Source organism: Candidatus Bipolaricaulota bacterium (assembly GCA_021159055.1).
In the GTDB taxonomy this organism is placed as follows: domain Bacteria; phylum Bipolaricaulota; class Bipolaricaulia; order UBA7950; family UBA9294; genus S016-54.
The window spans coordinates 1-17,800 of sequence record JAGGSO010000119.1; the positions used below are offsets into that span (position 1 = coordinate 1).

General features: G+C 62.1%; 16 protein-coding genes. 8 read left to right on the forward strand and 8 right to left on the reverse strand.

Annotation, left to right across the window (positions count from 1 at the left end; all coding sequences use genetic code 11):
- The 4 genes from J7J55_06110 to J7J55_06125 all read right to left on the reverse strand — a co-directional run.
- The coding region (locus J7J55_06110) for a DUF4926 domain-containing protein (protein MCD6142274.1) at positions 1-237 on the reverse strand (237 nt) is incomplete at its 3' end.
- Between the two features lie 71 nt (positions 238-308).
- Positions 309-536, reverse strand: coding sequence for a type II toxin-antitoxin system HicA family toxin (locus tag J7J55_06115; protein MCD6142275.1), 228 nt, complete (start codon positions 534-536; stop codon positions 309-311).
- Positions 533-745: a type II toxin-antitoxin system HicB family antitoxin gene (locus tag J7J55_06120; protein ID MCD6142276.1), complete on the reverse strand. Its 213-nt coding sequence runs from the start codon at positions 743-745 to the stop codon at positions 533-535. Before J7J55_06120 ends, J7J55_06115 begins: the two co-directional genes overlap by 4 nt.
- Positions 746-791: 46 nt before the next feature.
- A complete protein-coding gene (locus J7J55_06125; protein MCD6142277.1) occupies positions 792-4,226 on the reverse strand; it encodes an Eco57I restriction-modification methylase domain-containing protein in 3,435 nt (1,144 codons plus the stop codon).
- Between the two features lie 95 nt (positions 4,227-4,321).
- Between J7J55_06125 and J7J55_06130 the strand changes: the two genes are divergently transcribed.
- From J7J55_06130 to J7J55_06150, 5 genes are all read left to right on the forward strand, one after another.
- Positions 4,322-4,822: a GNAT family N-acetyltransferase gene (locus tag J7J55_06130; protein ID MCD6142278.1), complete on the forward strand. Its 501-nt coding sequence runs from the start codon at positions 4,322-4,324 to the stop codon at positions 4,820-4,822.
- A gap of 185 nt (positions 4,823-5,007) precedes the next feature.
- Positions 5,008-6,996 carry an excinuclease ABC subunit UvrB gene (uvrB, locus tag J7J55_06135; GenBank protein ID MCD6142279.1) on the forward strand — a complete coding sequence of 663 codons (1,989 nt, stop codon included), beginning with the start codon at positions 5,008-5,010 and terminating at the stop codon, positions 6,994-6,996.
- The gene (gene uvrA, locus J7J55_06140; protein MCD6142280.1) at positions 6,993-9,836 is read left to right on the forward strand and encodes an excinuclease ABC subunit UvrA; all 2,844 of its coding nucleotides are present in this window, start codon (positions 6,993-6,995) and stop codon (positions 9,834-9,836) included. The genes uvrB and uvrA overlap by 4 nt, the downstream gene beginning before the upstream one ends.
- Entirely contained in the window at positions 9,833-10,915 is a 1,083-nt protein-coding gene (locus J7J55_06145; GenBank protein ID MCD6142281.1) for a DNA recombination protein RmuC, read from the forward strand. Before uvrA ends, J7J55_06145 begins: the two co-directional genes overlap by 4 nt.
- Positions 10,916-10,967: 52 nt before the next feature.
- On the forward strand, positions 10,968-11,690 hold the full coding sequence (locus J7J55_06150) for a hypothetical protein (GenBank protein MCD6142282.1): 723 nt from the start codon (positions 10,968-10,970) through the stop codon (positions 11,688-11,690).
- Here J7J55_06150 and J7J55_06155 read toward each other — a convergent pair.
- From J7J55_06155 to J7J55_06170, 4 genes are read right to left on the reverse strand one after another with little or no spacing between them, the layout of a single operon-like run.
- Complete coding sequence (locus J7J55_06155; GenBank protein MCD6142283.1) at positions 11,656-12,459, reverse strand: ABC transporter ATP-binding protein; 804 nt, start codon at positions 12,457-12,459, stop codon at positions 11,656-11,658. The two genes, J7J55_06150 and J7J55_06155, sit on opposite strands and share 35 nt — an antisense overlap.
- A complete protein-coding gene (locus J7J55_06160; protein ID MCD6142284.1) occupies positions 12,450-13,451 on the reverse strand; it encodes an iron ABC transporter permease in 1,002 nt (333 codons plus the stop codon). Before J7J55_06160 ends, J7J55_06155 begins: the two co-directional genes overlap by 10 nt.
- A complete protein-coding gene (locus J7J55_06165; GenBank protein ID MCD6142285.1) occupies positions 13,448-14,449 on the reverse strand; it encodes an ABC transporter substrate-binding protein in 1,002 nt (333 codons plus the stop codon). Before J7J55_06165 ends, J7J55_06160 begins: the two co-directional genes overlap by 4 nt.
- Entirely contained in the window at positions 14,446-14,985 is a 540-nt protein-coding gene (locus J7J55_06170; protein MCD6142286.1) for a helix-turn-helix transcriptional regulator, read from the reverse strand. Before J7J55_06170 ends, J7J55_06165 begins: the two co-directional genes overlap by 4 nt.
- Positions 14,986-15,098: 113 nt before the next feature.
- Between J7J55_06170 and J7J55_06175 the strand changes: the two genes are divergently transcribed.
- The 3 genes from J7J55_06175 to J7J55_06185 all read left to right on the forward strand — a co-directional run.
- Positions 15,099-15,863, forward strand: coding sequence for a triose-phosphate isomerase (locus J7J55_06175; GenBank protein ID MCD6142287.1), 765 nt, complete (start codon positions 15,099-15,101; stop codon positions 15,861-15,863).
- Positions 15,864-15,900: 37 nt separating this feature from the next.
- On the forward strand, positions 15,901-16,443 hold the full coding sequence (gene pgsA, locus J7J55_06180) for a CDP-diacylglycerol--glycerol-3-phosphate 3-phosphatidyltransferase (protein MCD6142288.1): 543 nt from the start codon (positions 15,901-15,903) through the stop codon (positions 16,441-16,443).
- Positions 16,444-16,539: 96 nt separating this feature from the next.
- The coding region (locus J7J55_06185) for a hypothetical protein (protein ID MCD6142289.1) at positions 16,540-17,800 on the forward strand (1,261 nt) is incomplete at its 3' end.

Here is a 17,800-nt window from a genome sequence, read left to right on the forward strand (position 1 = left end):
GTGGGGGGCCTGGAGGATCTCGTCTTCTGTGGGGGGCTTCACGGCTGATGCTGGTACCATGATCACCGCAATCGTGTCACCAACGCCGTTGAATACCTCAAGAGCATATCCATCCTCTCCCTGGGTGGCTGCGGTGGCGGGCAGGTGCTCCACCACTACAGCCACATCGCCCTTGTATAGGTCATACTCCGGTAGATCTTTTGTCAGTGCTACTCGCTGGTAGCGCTGGATCTTCATCGTGGCACCTCCCTTCCAGGTCAAGGTTCCTGTAGTAGCCTAACCATTTATTCTGTGGGATTATTACGTCCTCAGGTTAGTAGCTTATTGAACTCTTCCACGGTCAACCCTGCTTGCCTGATCAAGGCGCGTAATGTGCCCTTGGCAAGCGTTTTGTGATTGGGAACAGAGAGCCGACGGTGCGGTGAATTAATGTGCCTTAAGATGATGTGACTACCCGTCTGATGGTCGATTTCATAACCTACTTTTTGGAGGGCTTGCACTGCTTCTCTTCCTGAGATCAATTGGAGCTTTTTCACAACTTGACCTCGACGATTTCTTCTTCGATAGGAGGGGGAATCGGTTCATCGTGCTTCTGCAAGCTTTCCAAGTAGCCTTTAATGGCATCTCTTATATTCACCAGTGCTTCTTCCCGCGTTTTCCCTTGAGAGATGCACCCAGGCAAGGTGGGACATTCAGCGATATACATCCCGTCCTCATCCTGTTCGATAATGATTCGATACTTCATCGTTTCACCTCCTCGACCCTTTTACCCTAGCTCACGAAAAAGGGGATCAACCATCATTTTCGTCTTTCAAGCCCAATCTTTCCAACGCCTCGAAATACAGCTGTTTCCCCTCTTCCACCAGTCGCGCCCGCTTGTCCTTTGGAGTGGTGAAGGCGATGCGACGGATGGGGAACTTCACCATTGACTGAGCTCTGTACTCCAGAAATCCTCCTCGCAATGCAGATAGTATGCTTCGAGCCCAAAGAAAGCCCAATGCCGAATTGAGCAAGGTTAGGCAAAAATAATCGGCATTAGGAACGATGAAAGTTTTATCGTTCGAGAAAAAGCCGTTTGTGTCGAAACCAAAGGTATTCTCTCGGGCGATCACCGGGTACATAATCTTCGGCTTCTCGAAGTCCGCGTAGTAGTCGATCGAGTCTTGGATCTCGTACCACTTGTAGGAGCCTGGTTTCCTCCCCAGCCATGGTCCTTGGGTTGCTGGATCCCAATCCGGTGGTCTCGGAGTAAGCTCGGTTTTGAATTGCTCAAGATGTTTTTTGATCGCTGGATACCGGTTTATATCCACCCCTCGCCGGGTGAAAATCAGATACCGCCCCTTGTACTCGATCTCGTAGCGCTTGATGTCCTCGCCGATGACGAGCGGCTTGATCAACTCGGTGCTCTTCGGATCCGCGGCGATCAGCCGCGCCCGCGTCTCCGCGTCGATGAAGAACGCCTTGTTGAATCCGGTGAGTACACCACGGCGGATCTCGACTTCTCCTAACCAGGCTTTCAGCGGGACGCTCACCCGCTCCATCTTTTCCAGGATCGCGTACTCCTCCGCGCTCATCAACCGCCAGTCAGGACCGGAGATCGCATCCGGAGGGAGCTCGGTAGCTGTCTTCTTCACTAGCTCGGAGAGGGAGCTAAATTCCAGAGAGGAGACCCGCAGGTAGCGTGTCGGGCCGCTGCCTCCCTTCACCGTCAGGACGATGCACGGATAGGCCGATACGTCCGGGAACACAGGCAGATCGTTGAAATCGATCAGCTCGGCAATATGGGTGTTTTCCCCAAGATACTCCCGCAGCGCCTCGCCGTAGGCGGCGCGGATGAACTTGTTGGAGGTGATCATCCCGAATCGCCCATCCCGGCGGAGGAGGCGATGCGCCCTCTCGTAGAAGTAGACGTAGAGATCGGCCGTACCGGTGTAGGTCGCGTACGCGGTCTTGAAATAGGCCTTGTTCTCCGAGAGCTGCTCCTGTCGCACGTAGGGCGGGTTTCCGATCACCGTGTCGAACCCGGGATTGTCAAGCGGGCGGCCGAAACGATCGAAGAACACATCGGGAAACTCGAGCTCCCAATGGAAGAAACGTTTTTCTTTAGCGATCTGCTGCGCTTTGCGAACCACAGACGTGTCTTTTAATTTATTTTCTTTCTCGGAGACAGTGGCTTCAAGTATCCGATAGTAGTCTTCATCGGCTCGCTCGTTACCAAAGTAGAAGGAAAGCCAGATATCTGCTGCCTGCTTATACTTGCTGATCCAGGTATTTATTAGCTCCCATTCTTGCTTTTTCGCTTCGATCTCTGCACGGGAATCACTCGCCGCTGCCTTTATAAACGCAAGGTGGCTGGTGGCCCTCCCAAGATCTTCTATAAGTTGACTCTCCCAAAGGCCCTTGTCACCAAGGCTTTTGTTCTTGGAAGGGGGGCGTTTGAGATCGTTCACCGTGGCTCCAATAAGCGAGTTGCCGGTACGCAGGTGATGATCGAGGAACGAGAGGGGCTTCCCCTTCGCCACGGTGTGAAGCCAGAGCGAGAGCTTGGCAAGCTCGGTCGCGAGCGGGTTCAAATCAACCCCGTACAGGGACCGCACCGCCACCGTCCGTTTCAGCTCCGAGACGGCCTCTTCCATCTCCTTCCCGGTGAGGGCCGCCTCCAGCCCGGCGATTCGGCGGGCGAGGTAGTTGCAAGCGCTCACCAAAAAGTGACCGGAGCCCATCGCTGGGTCGAGGATCTTGAGGTTCAGAACTCGCTCCCGCGCCCCGGCGAGGAGCTTGTTCCTTTCCTTCTGAAGGAGTCTCCGGTTCTCCCCGCGGGCGCGCCGGACCTTCTCGTCCAGGGAGGCGAGTTCCCCCCGCAGCTCCTGCTCGATCTCGTCCACCAGCGGACCGACAGTCTTCTCCACGATGTAGGAGACGATGTATTCCGGTGTGTAGTAGCTTCCCGTCTTCTTCCGCTCCGAGGGGTCCTTCTCCCAGGTGAGGGTCCCGTCCTGAAGGATCAGTCTGTGTTCGAGTAGCCCCTCGTAGATCGAGCCGAGCTCGCGCACGTCGAGGGTGGCGTAGTCGAGGAATCCACGGCGGCCATCGTCCTCAGTGCAGGTGAGGAGCCGGAGCGCCTCTGCCAGGTAGCGGTCGCCGAGTTGGTACTGTTCCAGGAACGGATAGCGGGCCGGGTCGAACAGTCCGCCGTTGTACTCGTAGATCCCGAGCTCTTCACTCCCGCGATGGATGAACCCGAACAGGTCCTTCAACCGCGACCACAGGGTATGGCTCTCTTTAAGCCAATCGTCGCGGGTCGCAACTTCGCGCTTGATCGCGGAAAGGCCTATCTGGTCCCGATAAACCGGGTTACTCAACGGGAGGAGCTCCTTCTCTTCCTCGCTTTCTGCGTACAGCAGAAACAGGAGCCGGTAGAGGAGGATGAGGCCGTTTTCGTGGATCTCCGGAAGGTCGTCCGGACTGAGGGATTCGTTCCCGTCGAGGAACCCCTGACACAGGAGGCGCAGGGCCTCAAAGACGTTCTCCTTCAGTTCGGTCCCGACCTGTTGGGAGTATTTCACGCTCTCAGTCAACGCCTGGTCGAGGAACCCGCCCTCGGCGAAACTCTCCGCCCGGAAGAAGAGGAGGAAGTACTTGAGAGGCTCAGGATCTTCCGCCGTGATAAGCTCCTCCAGATCAACCTCGTAGAAGATATCGAGTTCTGGTACTGTGTCGCGGTGATAGAGCCGCCAGCGCCGGCCGTTAGTGATCAGACCCCAGCGTACTCCGGAAAGGAGGATGTAATCGTGCATCTGGCTCGCTGGGCCAACGGCGTCGAGGTCAACCTCCCACGCCTTGGCGTCAGCGACGGCAAGGGCATGTTCGAACAGCTTTTTCTCCCCGTCGAACGCCTTCGCCGCCTGTTTCGTCTTCTCATCCGGAAACAGGGCGTAGTCGGGCTGGCGGTGCGTCTTGAAGATCTTACGCGACGGTTGGACAAGGTAGGAGAAGCCTAAAACCTCGCTCAGAATCGGGCGGATCAGCTCCTCCTCAAGAGCGGGTTCGGAAGTGGATGGAAGAGCGGTGGTGAAAAGATCGCGCAGTTGAGCCTGAGCGGATTTCAGTTTCTCCGATGGGATCTTCCACTCTTGGAGGCGCGGAAGACGCTCGGCGAGGAAATCGCGCGAGAACAGCCGGCTGTTTCGATAGGGGATCTTGACCTCTTCCATCTCTTTTGCCATTTTTGATGATCTGCCGAGAAAAAGCAAGCAGGCCCGGTTTGATTCGGAACGGATCCTGTTCATAGAATGGAACTGGAACACTGGAGGTATCGAGAATGACCCAATCTAAGATTACGATCAGGGAGGCAAGGAAAGAGGACTTCGCTGTTATCCAGGAGATTGCGCTGGATTCGATGCCGCATCGCGTGAGCGTCTCGCCGATCCGGGAGGAGGAAAAAGCGGAAGAGAACATGCGCAAGTTCTACGCAAATCTTGTCTCAAACGGGTTAGCTATGTTTCCCCCCGAGTTCGAGGCAGCGGCGTTCGTCGCCATTGACAAGGACGAAAGGCCGATCGGTTATGTGCTTGTTGCAACGAGCGCCAAAGACGATCTCACCGGCGAGCGGCAGGCCTACATCCTCGATATCGTGGTCAGACCCGACCGCCGCGGTCAGGGGATCGGGACGAAGCTCATGGAGAAGGCGCACGAGTACGCACGGGAAAAGGGGTTGCGCTATATCGGCCTGACCGTGGCCTCCGGCAATGAGAGCGCCCTTAATCTTTACCGCAAACTCGGCTACATCGAAGAGTGGAAGCGGATGGCAAGGAGGCTGTGATGACTAAATCACGTTGGCGCAAGGTGATGGCATTCTGATCGACCCTGTCCTTCCGCTACCATGACGCCCAAACCTGCTCCTTGCCCGTAGACTTGCAAACCTCCGTTTGAATGTCGCAATCCTACCTTACTCACCCGCCGTTGATCCTTTACCCCCGAGGGACTACCATGTAGCCTAGGATGAGCATGCCAAGAGTAGGAGAAAAAGCGGGATTTCAAATCTCAGAGAGATTAAAACCGCGCGGGGATCAGCCGAAGGCGATCGCGGAACTGACCGAGGGGGTGCTGGCCGGGCTCAAGTTCCAGACCCTGCTCGGAGCCACTGGTACTGGGAAAACTTTCACCATCGCTCATGTGATCCAGAACGTGCAGCGTCCGACTTTGGTGATCGCCCACAACAAGACCCTGACCGCGCAGCTGGCGAACGAGTTCCGCGAGCTGTTCCCTCACAACGCGGTACACTACTTCGTCTCCTACTACGATTACTACCAGCCGGAGGCGTACATCCCGCAGACCGACACCTACATCGAGAAGGACGCGTCGATCAACGACGAGATTGATCGCCTGCGCCACGCCGCTACATCGGCCCTGTTCGAGCGGCGGGACGTGATCATCGTCGCCTCGGTCTCCTGCATCTACGGCCTCGGCTCTCCGGACACATACCGCGATATGTCGATCGAGCTTGTCCGCGGGGCGGAGATGGACCGCGACGAGGTGATGCGCCACCTGATCGCGCTTCAGTACACGCGCAACGACATCGCGTTCGACCGCGGGACGTTCCGCGCCCGCGGCGACACCCTGGAGATCATCCCCGCCTACGAGGAGCGGATCGTGCGGGTCGAGTTCTTCGGGGACGAGATCGACCGGATCACGATCCTCGATCCGATCACCGGGCACCCGATCCGCGAGGTTGACTCGGTCCGGATCTACCCAGCATCGCACTTCATCACCCCGGCGGATCGCACCCGCCGTGCGATCGAGTCGATCGAGGAGGAACTGGAACAGAGATTGAAGGAGCTGCGCGCGCAGGGGAAGCTCCTCGAGGCGCAGCGCCTGGAGCAGCGCACCCGTTACGACATCGAGATGATGCAAGAAATGGGCTATTGCTCCGGGATCGAGAACTACTCCCGCCACCTCGACGGCCGCGCCCCGGGCGAGCCGCCGGCGGTCCTGCTCGACTACTTCCCCGAGGACTACCTGATGGTGATCGACGAATCGCACCAGACGATCCCCCAGATCCGCGGGATGTACCACGGTGACCGCTCGCGGAAGGAGACCCTGATCGAGTATGGGTTCCGGCTCCCATCCGCCCTGGATAACCGCCCGCTCACGTTCGCCGAGTTCGAACAGAGGTTGAACCAGGTGATCTTCACCTCGGCGACCCCGGGGCCGTACGAGCTGCGCCACTCGGAGAAGATCGTGGAGCAGATCATCCGCCCGACCGGGCTCGTCGATCCCGAGGTGGAGGTCCATCCGGTGCAGGGCCAGGTCGACCATCTGGTGGGGGAGATCAGGAAGGTCGTTGCCCGCGGGGAGCGGGTCCTGGTCACCACCCTCACCAAGCGGATGGCCGAGGACCTGACCGAGTACCTGGTCGAGCTCGGGATCAAGGCGCGCTACCTGCACTCGGAGATCGACACCCTCGATCGGGTGGAGATCCTGCGCGATCTGCGGCTGGGGAAGTTCGACGTGCTCGTCGGGATTAACCTGCTGCGCGAGGGGCTCGATCTTCCCGAGGTATCGCTCGTCGGGATCCTGGACGCGGACAAGGAGGGGTTCCTCCGCTCGGGGACGTCCCTCATCCAGACGATCGGCCGCGCGGCGCGGAACGTGCGCGGGAAGGTGATCCTGTACGCCGACGTGATGACCGATTCGATCAAGCACGCGGTCGACGAGACGAACCGCCGCCGCGCGATCCAGATCGCGTACAATGAGAAGCACGGGATCACCCCGCAGACGATCGAGCGCGATATCACCGACATCCTGTCGGTGATCCGCGCCCCGCAGGAGGAGTACACGCCGGCGGCGGTGAAGGTAGACGGACTCACGCGCGAGGAGATCCTGGCGACGATCAAGAAACTGGACAGAGAGATGCATCAAGCCGCGGACCGGCTCGAGTTCGAGCTTGCGGCCCGTCTGCGCGACGAGATCAAGGCGTTGAAGAAGAAGCTATGAACGTACTGCGCATCAAGGGAGCACGCGAGCACAACCTGAAGAACATCGACCTCGAGATCCCGCGCGATAAATTGGTCGTGATCACCGGGATCTCCGGGTCGGGAAAGAGCTCGCTCGCGTTCGACACAATCTACGCCGAGGGACGGCGACGCTACGTCGAGTCGCTGTCCGCCTATGCGCGCCAGTTCCTCGGCCAGATGGAAAAACCGGATGTCGATTTCATCGAGGGGCTCTCCCCCGCGATCTCGATCGACCAGAAGACGCGAAGCCACAACCCGCGCTCGACCGTGGGGACGGTGACCGAGATCTACGACTATCTGCGGCTCCTGTACGCCCGGATCGGGCATCCCCACTGTCCGAAGTGCGGTCGGCCGATCTCACAGCAGTCGGCGCAGCAGATCATCGACGCGGTGATGGAGCTCCCCCAGGGGACCCGGGTCCAGATCCTCGCCCCGGTGGTGCGGGGACGCAAGGGGGAGTACAAGAAGACGTTCGAGGAGCTGCAGCAGGAGGGGTTCACCCGGGTGCGGGTCGATGGGGTGGTGCGGACCCTGTACGAGGAGATCGAGCTCGCCAAGCAGCGCAAGCACACGATCGAGATCGTGGTCGACCGGGTAGTGGTCGATCAGAAGAAACGGTCCCGGATCGCCGATTCGATCGAGACCGCGCTCAAGCACGGGGGTGGGGTGGTGGTGATCCTGACCGATGACGGGACCGAGCACATGTACAGCGAGCACTACGCATGCGTCCACTGCGGAGTGAGCTACGAGGAGCTCTCCCCGCGGATGTTCTCGTTCAACAACCCGTACGGAGCGTGCCCGGAGTGCGGCGGCATCGGCTACCGCAAGATCATCGACCCCGAGCTGGTGATCGATCCGAGCAAGGGCCTGTTGAACGGCGGGATCCTCCCGTTCGCTGGCAGGAAGTCGCGTTGGTTCGAGGCGCAGATGAGCGCCATCGCCGAGCTACTGAGGATCGACCCGTTCACTCCGCTCGGCAAGATCCCCAAGGAGAAGTTGGACGTGATCCTGTACGGAACCGGGAAAGAATCGATCAGCTTCGACTACCGCTCGACCTCCGGCCACACCCGCCGGGTGAAGCGGCCGTTCAAGGGGATTGTCCCCACCCTGGAGCGGTGGTACCAAGAGACGACATCGCCGGAGTGGCGGGAGGAGCTGGAGCAGTTCATGGCTACCCTCCCCTGCCCGGCCTGCCATGGGGCGCGGCTCAAGCCCGAGGCACTGGCGGTGACGATCAACGGGCTCAACATCCACGAGGTGACAACCCTGTCGATCAGAAGCGCACTCACCTTCTTCGAGAACCTCGAGCTCACGCCGCGCGAGGAGATGATCGCCGCTCAGATCCTGAAGGAGATCAAGGCGCGGCTCGGGTTCATGGTCGCGGTCGGGCTCGACTACCTCACCCTCGATCGCCAGGCAGGGACCCTTGCCGGGGGCGAGGCACAGCGGATCCGGCTCGCGACCCAGATCGGAAGCCAACTCACCGGGGTCCTGTACGTCCTTGACGAGCCATCAATCGGGCTGCACCAGCGGGACAACCGGCGGCTGCTGGCGACGTTGAAGGGGCTGCGCGACCTGGGAAATACGGTGATCGTGGTCGAACACGATGAGGAGACGATGCGGGAATCGGACTTCATCGTCGACCTCGGCCCGGGGGCGGGCAGGCACGGAGGAGAGGTGGTCGTCGCCGGCCCGCCGGAGGAGGTGGCGGCGTGCGACCGCTCGATCACCGGACAGTACCTGTCCGGGAAGCGGCGAATCCCGATCCCGGCGAAGCGCAGGACCGGAAACGGGAAGTACCTGCGCGTCATCGGGGCGGCGGCGCACAACCTGAAGCACATCAACGTCGATTTCCCGCTCGGGAAGTTCGTCTGCGTCACCGGGGTCTCCGGCTCGGGGAAGAGCTCGCTCGTCGAGGACGTCCTCTACCGCGGGGCGGCCCACCGCCTGCACCAGACCGTGCGGCGGCCCGGTCCGCACGAGGACATCCTCGGGATCGAGCACATCGACAAGGTGATCGAGATCGATCAGTCCCCGATCGGCCGCACCCCCCGCTCCAACCCGGCGACCTACACCAAGGTGTTCGACGACATCCGTCAGCTCTTTGCCCGCACCCCGGACGCCCGCCTGCGCGGCTACACCGCAGGGAGGTTCAGCTTCAACGTCAAGGGGGGAAGGTGCGAAGCATGCCAGGGACAGGGGAAAGAGAAGATCGAGATGCACTTCCTCCCCGACATCTACGTCCCGTGCGAGGTGTGCAAGGGGACGCGCTACAACCGCGAGACGCTGCAGATCAAGTACAAGGGGAAGTCGATCGCCGACGTGCTCGGGATGTCGGTCGAGGAGGCATTGACGTTCTTCGCCAACATCCCGCGTATCCGGCGCAAGCTTCAGACCCTATACGACGTGGGGCTCTCCTACATCACCCTCGGCCAGCCGGCGACCGAGCTCTCCGGCGGGGAGGCGCAGCGGGTGAAGCTCGCGAAGGAACTATCGAAGCGGGCGACCGGAAGGACTCTCTACATCCTCGACGAGCCGACCACCGGCCTCCACGCCGCCGACGTGGAGAAGCTCCTCGAGGTGCTGCATCGGCTTGTCGACGCTGGAAACACGGTGGTGGTGATCGAGCACAACCTTGACGTGATCAAGACAGCGGATTGGATCATCGATCTCGGCCCGGAGGGCGGAGACGGGGGCGGGCAGGTGGTCGCCGCCGGGACTCCGGAGGAGATCGCGCTTGCTCCCGGCTCGTACACCGGGAGGTACCTGGCCGAGATCCTGCGCGACCGGCTCCCGGCGGGAGCGAGGGGGGAGAGATGACCGCCCTGACAGTCGTGCTCGGGATCCTGGCTGCTGCTCTCATCGTTTACCTGATCGTCCGGGAGCGGGGCGGGGCCGCCCGGGTCGAGGTCGAATCCCTGCGCGGTGAGGTGCGGGAGGCGCTCACCGCGAGCCAGGAGAACCTGGCCGGCCAGCTCTCCCAGCTGACGGCCCGACTCGACTCCCTCACCGATCAGGTGCGGGCCCAGCTGAAGACGGCGGTTGAGATCTCGGCCCGGTCCGGGGAGAAGATCGACGCGCGCCTGGACAAGGCGACGGAGGTGATCGGGGAGGTGAAGCGGTCGCTCGGGGCGCTGTCGGAGGCGAACAAGCGGATCTACGAGGTCGGCCGCGACATCGCGAGCCTGCAGGAGATCCTGCGTGCTCCCAAGCTGCGCGGTGGGCTCGGGGAGACGTTCCTGCGCGACCTCCTCGGAGAGATCCTTCCCCAGGAGAGGTTCACGCTCCAGTACTCGTTCAAGGACGGTCAGACCGTCGATGCGGTGATCCGCCTCGCCGGGCACCTCGTCCCGGTCGACGCCAAGTTCCCGTTGGAGAGCTTCTCCCGGCTGCGGGAGGCGGAAAGCGACGCAGAGCGGTTGAAGATCAAGCGCGCCCTGGTGCGGGACGTCCGCGCCCACATCGACGCGATCGCCGACAAGTACATCCGCCCGGGGGAGGGGACCCTCGACTTCGCGTTGATGTACATCCCGGCGGAGAACGTGTACTACGAGGTGATAACGCGCGATCCCTCCCTCCCTCCGGATTACGACCTGTTCAGCTACGCCACGACCCGGCGGGTGGTACCGGTCTCCCCGAACTCGTTCTACGCCTACCTGCAGACGATCCTGATCGGGCTGAACGGCCTGCGCCTGTCCGAGAACATCAAGCTCGTCCTCGGGAGGCTGGAGGAGCTGGAGGGCGCGTTCTCCCGGCTCGAGAACGACTTTCAGCTCGTGGGGAAGCACCTGGGAAACTCGGTCAAGCGGTTCGAGGACGCGCAGCGGTCCCTCACCGAGTTCCGCAGCCGGCTCGCCGCCCTCACCGCGTTCAAGGAGGAGGACCAAACCACGGATTAGCCTTTCTTTGCTCGGTCGGGTATCATCTCTGAAAACAGGTTAGGAGGCAACAATGAACAGACTCATCGCGCTATTGGCCATAATCATCATCGGAATCGGGATTTCCGTCAGCGCGACCCAGTACGCCGTCTACTACGCTTCCACCGAGCAGCAGGATACAGCTCTCATCCTGATGAACTCCGGGGGGAACGAGACCTACTACACCCTCAAGATATACGATGCCTATGGATCGCTCCTCGACGCCGTCTCCGGCGACCTCGCGCCGTTTGAGTCCGATTATCACGTTGTATCCGATATCGTCGGGAACGCAGCGACATACTGGGGTCTCGCCCTGGTGGAGACCCCGGGGATCATGACGATCGGACTGGAGACGTTCGTGGACAAGGGATGGCAGGCGTCGGAGAACGTGACCGATGCGGTAATGACCGACGTGACCGCCAAGTACTACTGGTACGGGTTGAACTACGCCAATACCTCCGATCAGGCGACCGGGGTGGTGGCGGTCAACCCGTTCGACACCCCGGTGGCAGGGAAGTTCTTCGTCTACGACGCCAGCGGCAACCAGGTCCACTCCGAGGACTTCCTCCTCGACCCGCACGAGTCAACGTACTTCGCGCTGCGTAAGCTCCTCACGACGGCGGACTCGATGTGGGGGGCGATCGACATCAAAGCGACCGCTCCGATTGTGGTCGCCGGGGAGTACTTCGCAGCGAACGGGACACTGCTCAACGTCGACGAGATCACCCGGTTCTACTTCTACGAGGAGTTTCAATAACCGGGAGGACGGCGCAGCGGCCGTCGGACTCGATCAACTCGAATTCCGTCCCGTACGCCTCCGCCAGCACCGGGGGGACGATCGTCTCCTCCGGCCGACCGGCGGAGAGGAGGCGGCCTGATCCGAGGATGACCACGCGATCCGCGTAGGAAAGAGCGTTGTTCGGAGCGTGCGTGCTCGTCATGATCCCGAGGCCGTCTCCATGCGCCAGCCGCTGCAGCACTCCCATGGTCAGGTGTTGAAACGCGGGGTCGAGGTGGGCGTCAGGCTCGTCCAACAAAAGATAGCGTACCCCCTGAACGAGTCCGCGGGCGACCAGGCATAATCGCTGTTCTCCTCCGCTTATCTTGGTGTACGGACGGTCGCGCAGTCTCCACAGCCCGACCGCGCGGATCGCCTGGGCCGCCAGTTCTCGATCGCGCCGGCCGGGACGGGAGAGGAGGGAAAGGTGCGGCGCTCTCCCCATCAGGACAACCTCCCACACGGTGTAGGCGAAGACCGGGGTGTGGATCTGGGGAACGTAGCCGATCGACCGGGCGCGGGCGCGGGGCGGCAACGTGGCCAGCGGAAGCCCGTCGATCGTTACCTCGCCCGACTCTGGATGCAGGATGCCGGCGAGGCAGGCAAGGAGGGTCGTCTTCCCCGATCCGTTCGCTCCGAGGACAAAGGTGACCATCCCCTCATCCACGCTAGCGCTCACCCGGTCGAGGACCTTCACCCCCTCCCGATAGGAAAAGACGACCCCATCCGCCTGCAGGCTCATCTCCATCCCCCTCCCCGGGCACGCATGACGCGCATGAACAGAAACAGAAATGCCGGGACTCCGATCAATCCAGCGAGAATCCCGAGCGGGATCTCCGTCGAGATCGCGGTGCGGGAGACGTCGTCGAGCAGGAGCAGGGTCATCGCCCCGAGCAGGATCGACGCCGGGATGAGGTGCGTGTGGTCCGGTCCGACGAGGGCGCGGGCGGCATGGGGGACGATCAACCCGACCCAACCGATGATCCCGCTGACCGAGACCGAGGCGGCGACGAGGAGCGTCCCCATCCCGATCGCGACGAGGCGGAACCGCTTGACCGCGACCCCGAGCGCCGCCCCTTCCGCCGCGTCCAGGGTGAGGAGGTTCAGGCGCCAGCGGACGAGCAAGAAAAAAGAAAGGCCGATCCCGGTGATCACGAACAACGGCCACAGCTCCCCGAGCCGCACTCCGGAGAGCCCGCCGAGGAGCCAGTAAGTGATCGCGGGGAGCTGATCGAGCGGATCAGCGACGTACTTGATCAACCCCAACAGCGCGTTGAAGAACGCGCTCACCAGGACCCCGGTCACGACGAGGACGAGGATCGACGCCCCGAACCGCTCCCCGACGAGGATGACGAGCCCCACCGCGAGGAGCGAGAACCCGAACGCGAAGAGCTCCACCCCGACTGGGCTGTGCGACAAAAGCAGGGCGAGCGCCGCCCCGAACGCCGCCCCGGAGCTCACCCCGAGGATGCGCGAGTCGACGAGCGGATTGCGGAATATCCCCTGAAAGACGGCCCCGCTCACCCCGAGGTTCGCCCCGATGCACAAGGCAGCAAGGATGCGGGGGAGACGGACCCGAGTGATCACCGCACGCAGGATTGGGTCAGTGCCGGAGATGAGCGCTGCAATTCCCGAGAAGAACCCGATCCGAAACCTCCCGATGAAAAGCGATGCGAGTGCCACCACCCCCAGAGAGAAAAGGAGCACCCCCAGCATCGTTCTTGGGTTCTTTCTGGTCATTGCGGAAGGAGCCGTCCCACCTCTTCCTCCGTTAGTTCATAGCCGTAGTAGGTCGAGTAGAACCTTTCCAACTCCGCGGCGAGGTCGAGCGGCACCGCCCCGGGATGGAGGACCGCAGCGAGCCACAGGATCCCGACGAGGGAGTCGGGCACCGGGGTGTCCCACGGGGCGATGACCCGCGGCATCTTGTACACCCGTCCGCTTCTCACCGCGGCGATGCTCCCCCAATCGGGATCGTCCAGGATATCGCTCGGGGTCACCTTCCCGTACGGGGCGATGATGATCACCTCCGGGTTCCAAGCGAGGACCTGCTCCAGGTTCACGTTGTTCCAGTATCCTTTGAGCTTCTCGCTCACCGACTCTCCCCCGGCAAGCGCGATCATCTCGGTCTGGTACATGTCCCCGCTTATCACGCGCAGCTTATTCGTGCCGCAGAAGTAGACCGAGACCGGCGTCCTCCCAGCCACGGCGGTGGAGACCGCGGCGATGATCCGGTCGTAATCGCGCGCGAACGCCTGGGCGCGGGAATAGGCGTCTTCTCCGAGCACCTTTCCGGTAAGGAGCATTCCCTCCTTCACCCGCTCCAGGCTCTCCGGGGCATACTCGATGGTCGGGATCCCCAGCTCGGCAAGGAGCGGAGCCATCCCCTTGTCCTTCAGCGGGTTGGACAGGACCAGATCCGGGGACAGGGAGGCGATCTCCTCGACGTTCGGGACGCCGAACGTGATCTTCTCCTTCAGGTCGGGATCGATTGTCTTGAGAGCCGCTGGGGCATTCGCCGCGTCCTTCACCCCGACGTACCCCGCCATGACCAGCCTGCCCTGCGCCCCGAGAGCGTAGACGTAGTAGGTGGAAATCCCGTAGACGCTTGCGATTCGGGTCACCGGCTGGGTGACCAGCACCGTGCGGCCGGTCTGATCGACCACGGTCACCGTCCCCGCGAGCGTCACAACTCCAACCAAGAGCACCAATACCGATACCAACAGGATCTTCTTCATCGCTTCTCCTTTTCAAGTTCTTGAGCGCAATTGCGCAGCCAATCTATCGTCGCCTGGAGCTGCCCCAACCGGAACGAGAGGGCGAACCGACCGAGGAGTTCGTCCCCCAATCCGAGCCCCCGCCGGGAGGAGAGGCGCGCCCGGGTCCGCTCGAGGATCTCGATCTCATCGTCGATCAGTCCCTTCATCCGTTCCGGGGCCAACCGATGCAGGAAGTACAGTTTGGCAAGGAACTCCACCCGCACGTCCCGCAGGTGGCGGACCGGGGTCGTGACCCAGTCCCAGAACGCCTCCTCCCCGGCCGGGGTGATCGTGAACACCCGTCGCGGCGGCCTGCCGGGCTGAGGTTCCGTCCTTCCCCGCACAAGCCCCTCGGCCTCCAGGCGGGCCAAGGCGTGATAGAGCCGGCTCGGCGCGATCCGCCACACCGGGCCGAGCCCAGAGGAGAGCTCCCTTTTGATCGCATAGCCGTGCCCGGCTCCCATGAGGATCGCCCCGAGGATCGCCTCCTCCACCGGGAATGCCTCCCTCGCCATTTGACCTCCAGTTTGTAATAGTCCAATATAGAATATCGCAGAGGGCGGGATTTTCAACCGCGGTCGCCGTCGTGGCGTCGCGCGCGTATAATCGCCACGAAGGAGGAAGAACGATGAAACGCACTGTCTTAATCGCAGGGAATTGGAAGATGCACAAGACGCCGGATGAGACTGAGGGGTTCATCCGGGAGTTCACCCGCGCCTATTCCGGGGATCCGCGGGTCGAAGTCCTGCTCATCCCCCCGTTCACGAGCCTCGAGCGAGCGGGCCGGCTCCTCGCCGGGACCGGGATCTCACTCGGGGCGCAGGACGTGTATCACGCGGACGAGGGGGCGTACACCGGGGAGGTCTCCCCGCGGATGCTCATGGCGTGCGGATGCAGTTACGTCATCGTCGGTCACTCCGAGCGTCGTGCCCTGTTTCACGAGGACGACACCGTAGTCAACCGGAAGCTCCGCGCCGCCGTCTCCGCCGGTCTCTCCCCGATCCTGTGCGTAGGGGAGACCCTGGATGAGCACCGGGCCGGAAAGGTGGAGGAGAAGATCACGCGCCAGCTATCCGCTGACCTCGCCGGAGTGGGGCGCGATGAGCTCTCCCACGTCGTGATCGCCTATGAGCCGATCTGGGCGATCGGGACCGGGGAGACGGCCACCCCGGAGGAGGCGCAGGGGACGATCAAGATGATCCGGGATTGGATCGAGGAAAACTATGATGCCTCTGCGGCGGAAGGGATCCGGATTCTCTACGGGGGGAGCGTGAAGCCGGAGAACGCGGCCTCCCTCCTCTCCCAACCGGACATCGACGGGGCGTTGGTCGGTGGAGCGTCGCTCAACCCGGATTCGTTCGCTCAGATAGCGCGCGCCGCCCTTGACAGGTAGGACCGGCCCGATTACGGTAGCAGGCGAGGAGGGAACGATGACGCTCACGATCCCGAACCAGATCACACTCGCTCGCATCGCAAGTGTGCCGCTCTTCATGTACTTCGTCCTCCACGGGACGCAGATCACGACGATTCTGGCGATCACGATCTTCTCGCTCGCCGCCATCTCGGACGCGGTCGACGGGTACCTCGCCCGCAGCATGCGCCAGACCACGGTGTTCGGCAAGTTCGCCGATCCGATCGCGGACAAGCTCCTCATCGCCGGGGCGTTGATCTCGTTCGTGCAGCTCGGGGAGCTCGATGCGTGGGGGGTGATGGTGATCATCTCCCGCGAGTTCCTCGTCACCGGGCTGCGCATCCTGGCGATCGCTGAAGGGAAGGTGATCGCGGCGAGCCCGCTCGGAAAGTTGAAGACCGTCTCTCACATCGGTCTGGTGCTCACGATCCTCGCCACCCGCACCTTCTCTTGGGGCGCAGGGGGAGAGGCCGCCAAGGCGGCGTTCCTCTACCTGGCGATCACCCTGGCGATCGTCTCGGCCGGTGAGTACTTCTACCGCTCCCGCTACCTGTTCGTCTGAAGGTTACCATTGTCTTCCCTTCGCGTTACTCAAGTGCGTGTAACCGGCCCGCCCGGCGGATAGGCTGGGGCGAGAAGCTCGCACGGGGGTGGAAGGATGCGGGAAAAGCTCCTCTTATTCGTATTTTTGTTCGCGATCATTGGAACGGCTGCCCACGGGGCCGGGGTATCGGTAAGTGTGAGCGCCGACAAGTCCGAGGTCGACCGGGGGGGAATGATCACCTACACCGTGACGGTCGAAAACTCCGGTGGAGCCCTCTCTGATCTCACCCTGAAGAACGAACTCTCCACCGGGTTGGATCAGTGGACCGCAAGCTACCGCCGCGACGGGGGCGATTGGCAGGACTACCCTCCTACCGGGCTCATCTCGATCGGATCACTGGGGGCAGGGGCGACGACCGTGTTCGATATCAAGGCGCGGATCGAGTTATCCGCTCCCGGCACGGTCTCCGATGCGGCCACTCTGTTCGACGCGAACGGTCCGCTCGCTGATGGAAATCTGGTCATCAACGTCCTCCCCTCGGTCGACGCCGGGGCGGACAAGATGGTCGGGCTCGGCGGGACGGTCGAACTGGGAGACGCCGCCGCGAGCGACGGGGGCGATGGGATCGCTTCCTATTCCTGGAGCGACAATGGTGGCGGGGGAAGCTTCAGTGACCCGAACATCCTTCACCCGATCTACACCGCACCGAACAAGAGTTCGCTCATCACGCTCACGTTGACCGTAACGGACACCCAGGGCGGAGTGAACAGCGATTCCCTCCACCTGCGGGTGGACGCCTTCCCCACCGTCGACGCCGGAGCGGACAAGGAGGTCGACGAAGGAGGAGAGATCGCCCTGGACGATGCGAGCGCCGCGGATTCAGACGGATGGATCGTCTCGTACCGGTGGTCGGACGGAGGAGCGGGAGGGAGCTTCTCTCCCTCAAACCAGGTGAAGAACCCAACCTACACCGCTCCCCTTGTCTCGGACTGCGCCGGGGATGACATCGTCCTCACCCTCACTGTCACGGACAACTGTGGGACGGAGGCAAGCGATTCCCTCAACCTGCACGTGCGGAACGTGAACTCCCCTCCTACGGTTGATGCCGGACCAGACAAGGACGTGCACTCCGGCGACCGCGTGACCCTGTCCGGGAGCGCGACTGATCCGGACGGGACCATCATCTCCTACGCGTGGACCCAGACCGCCGGGCCGAGTGTGTCGCTGTACGGGGCGGCATCCCCCACCCTCGAGTTCACCGCTCCGAACGTGACGAAGAATACTGTCCTTCGATTTCGGTTTACCGCGACCGATGACTGTGGCGGGAGCGCATCCGACGAAACGGTGGTCACCGTCTCTCCGGCCTCATCTCCGT

Coding starts and splice junctions, on each gene's coding strand:
- J7J55_06145 (MCD6142281.1), top strand. CDS start 9,833: ATGACCGCCCTGACAGTCGTGCTCGGGATCCTGGCTGCTGCTCTCATC.
- pgsA (MCD6142288.1), top strand. CDS start 15,901: ATGACGCTCACGATCCCGAACCAGATCACACTCGCTCGCATCGCAAGT.
- J7J55_06170 (MCD6142286.1), bottom strand. CDS start 14,985: ATGGCGAGGGAGGCATTCCCGGTGGAGGAGGCGATCCTCGGGGCGATC.
- J7J55_06160 (MCD6142284.1), bottom strand. CDS start 13,451: ATGACCAGAAAGAACCCAAGAACGATGCTGGGGGTGCTCCTTTTCTCT.
- J7J55_06125 (MCD6142277.1), bottom strand. CDS start 4,226: ATGGCAAAAGAGATGGAAGAGGTCAAGATCCCCTATCGAAACAGCCGG.
- J7J55_06165 (MCD6142285.1), bottom strand. CDS start 14,449: ATGAAGAAGATCCTGTTGGTATCGGTATTGGTGCTCTTGGTTGGAGTT.
- J7J55_06130 (MCD6142278.1), top strand. CDS start 4,322: ATGACCCAATCTAAGATTACGATCAGGGAGGCAAGGAAAGAGGACTTC.
- uvrB (MCD6142279.1), top strand. CDS start 5,008: ATGCCAAGAGTAGGAGAAAAAGCGGGATTTCAAATCTCAGAGAGATTA.
- J7J55_06155 (MCD6142283.1), bottom strand. CDS start 12,459: ATGGAGATGAGCCTGCAGGCGGATGGGGTCGTCTTTTCCTATCGGGAG.
- J7J55_06120 (MCD6142276.1), bottom strand. CDS start 745: ATGAAGTATCGAATCATTATCGAACAGGATGAGGACGGGATGTATATC.
- J7J55_06175 (MCD6142287.1), top strand. CDS start 15,099: ATGAAACGCACTGTCTTAATCGCAGGGAATTGGAAGATGCACAAGACG.
- J7J55_06150 (MCD6142282.1), top strand. CDS start 10,968: ATGAACAGACTCATCGCGCTATTGGCCATAATCATCATCGGAATCGGG.
- uvrA (MCD6142280.1), top strand. CDS start 6,993: ATGAACGTACTGCGCATCAAGGGAGCACGCGAGCACAACCTGAAGAAC.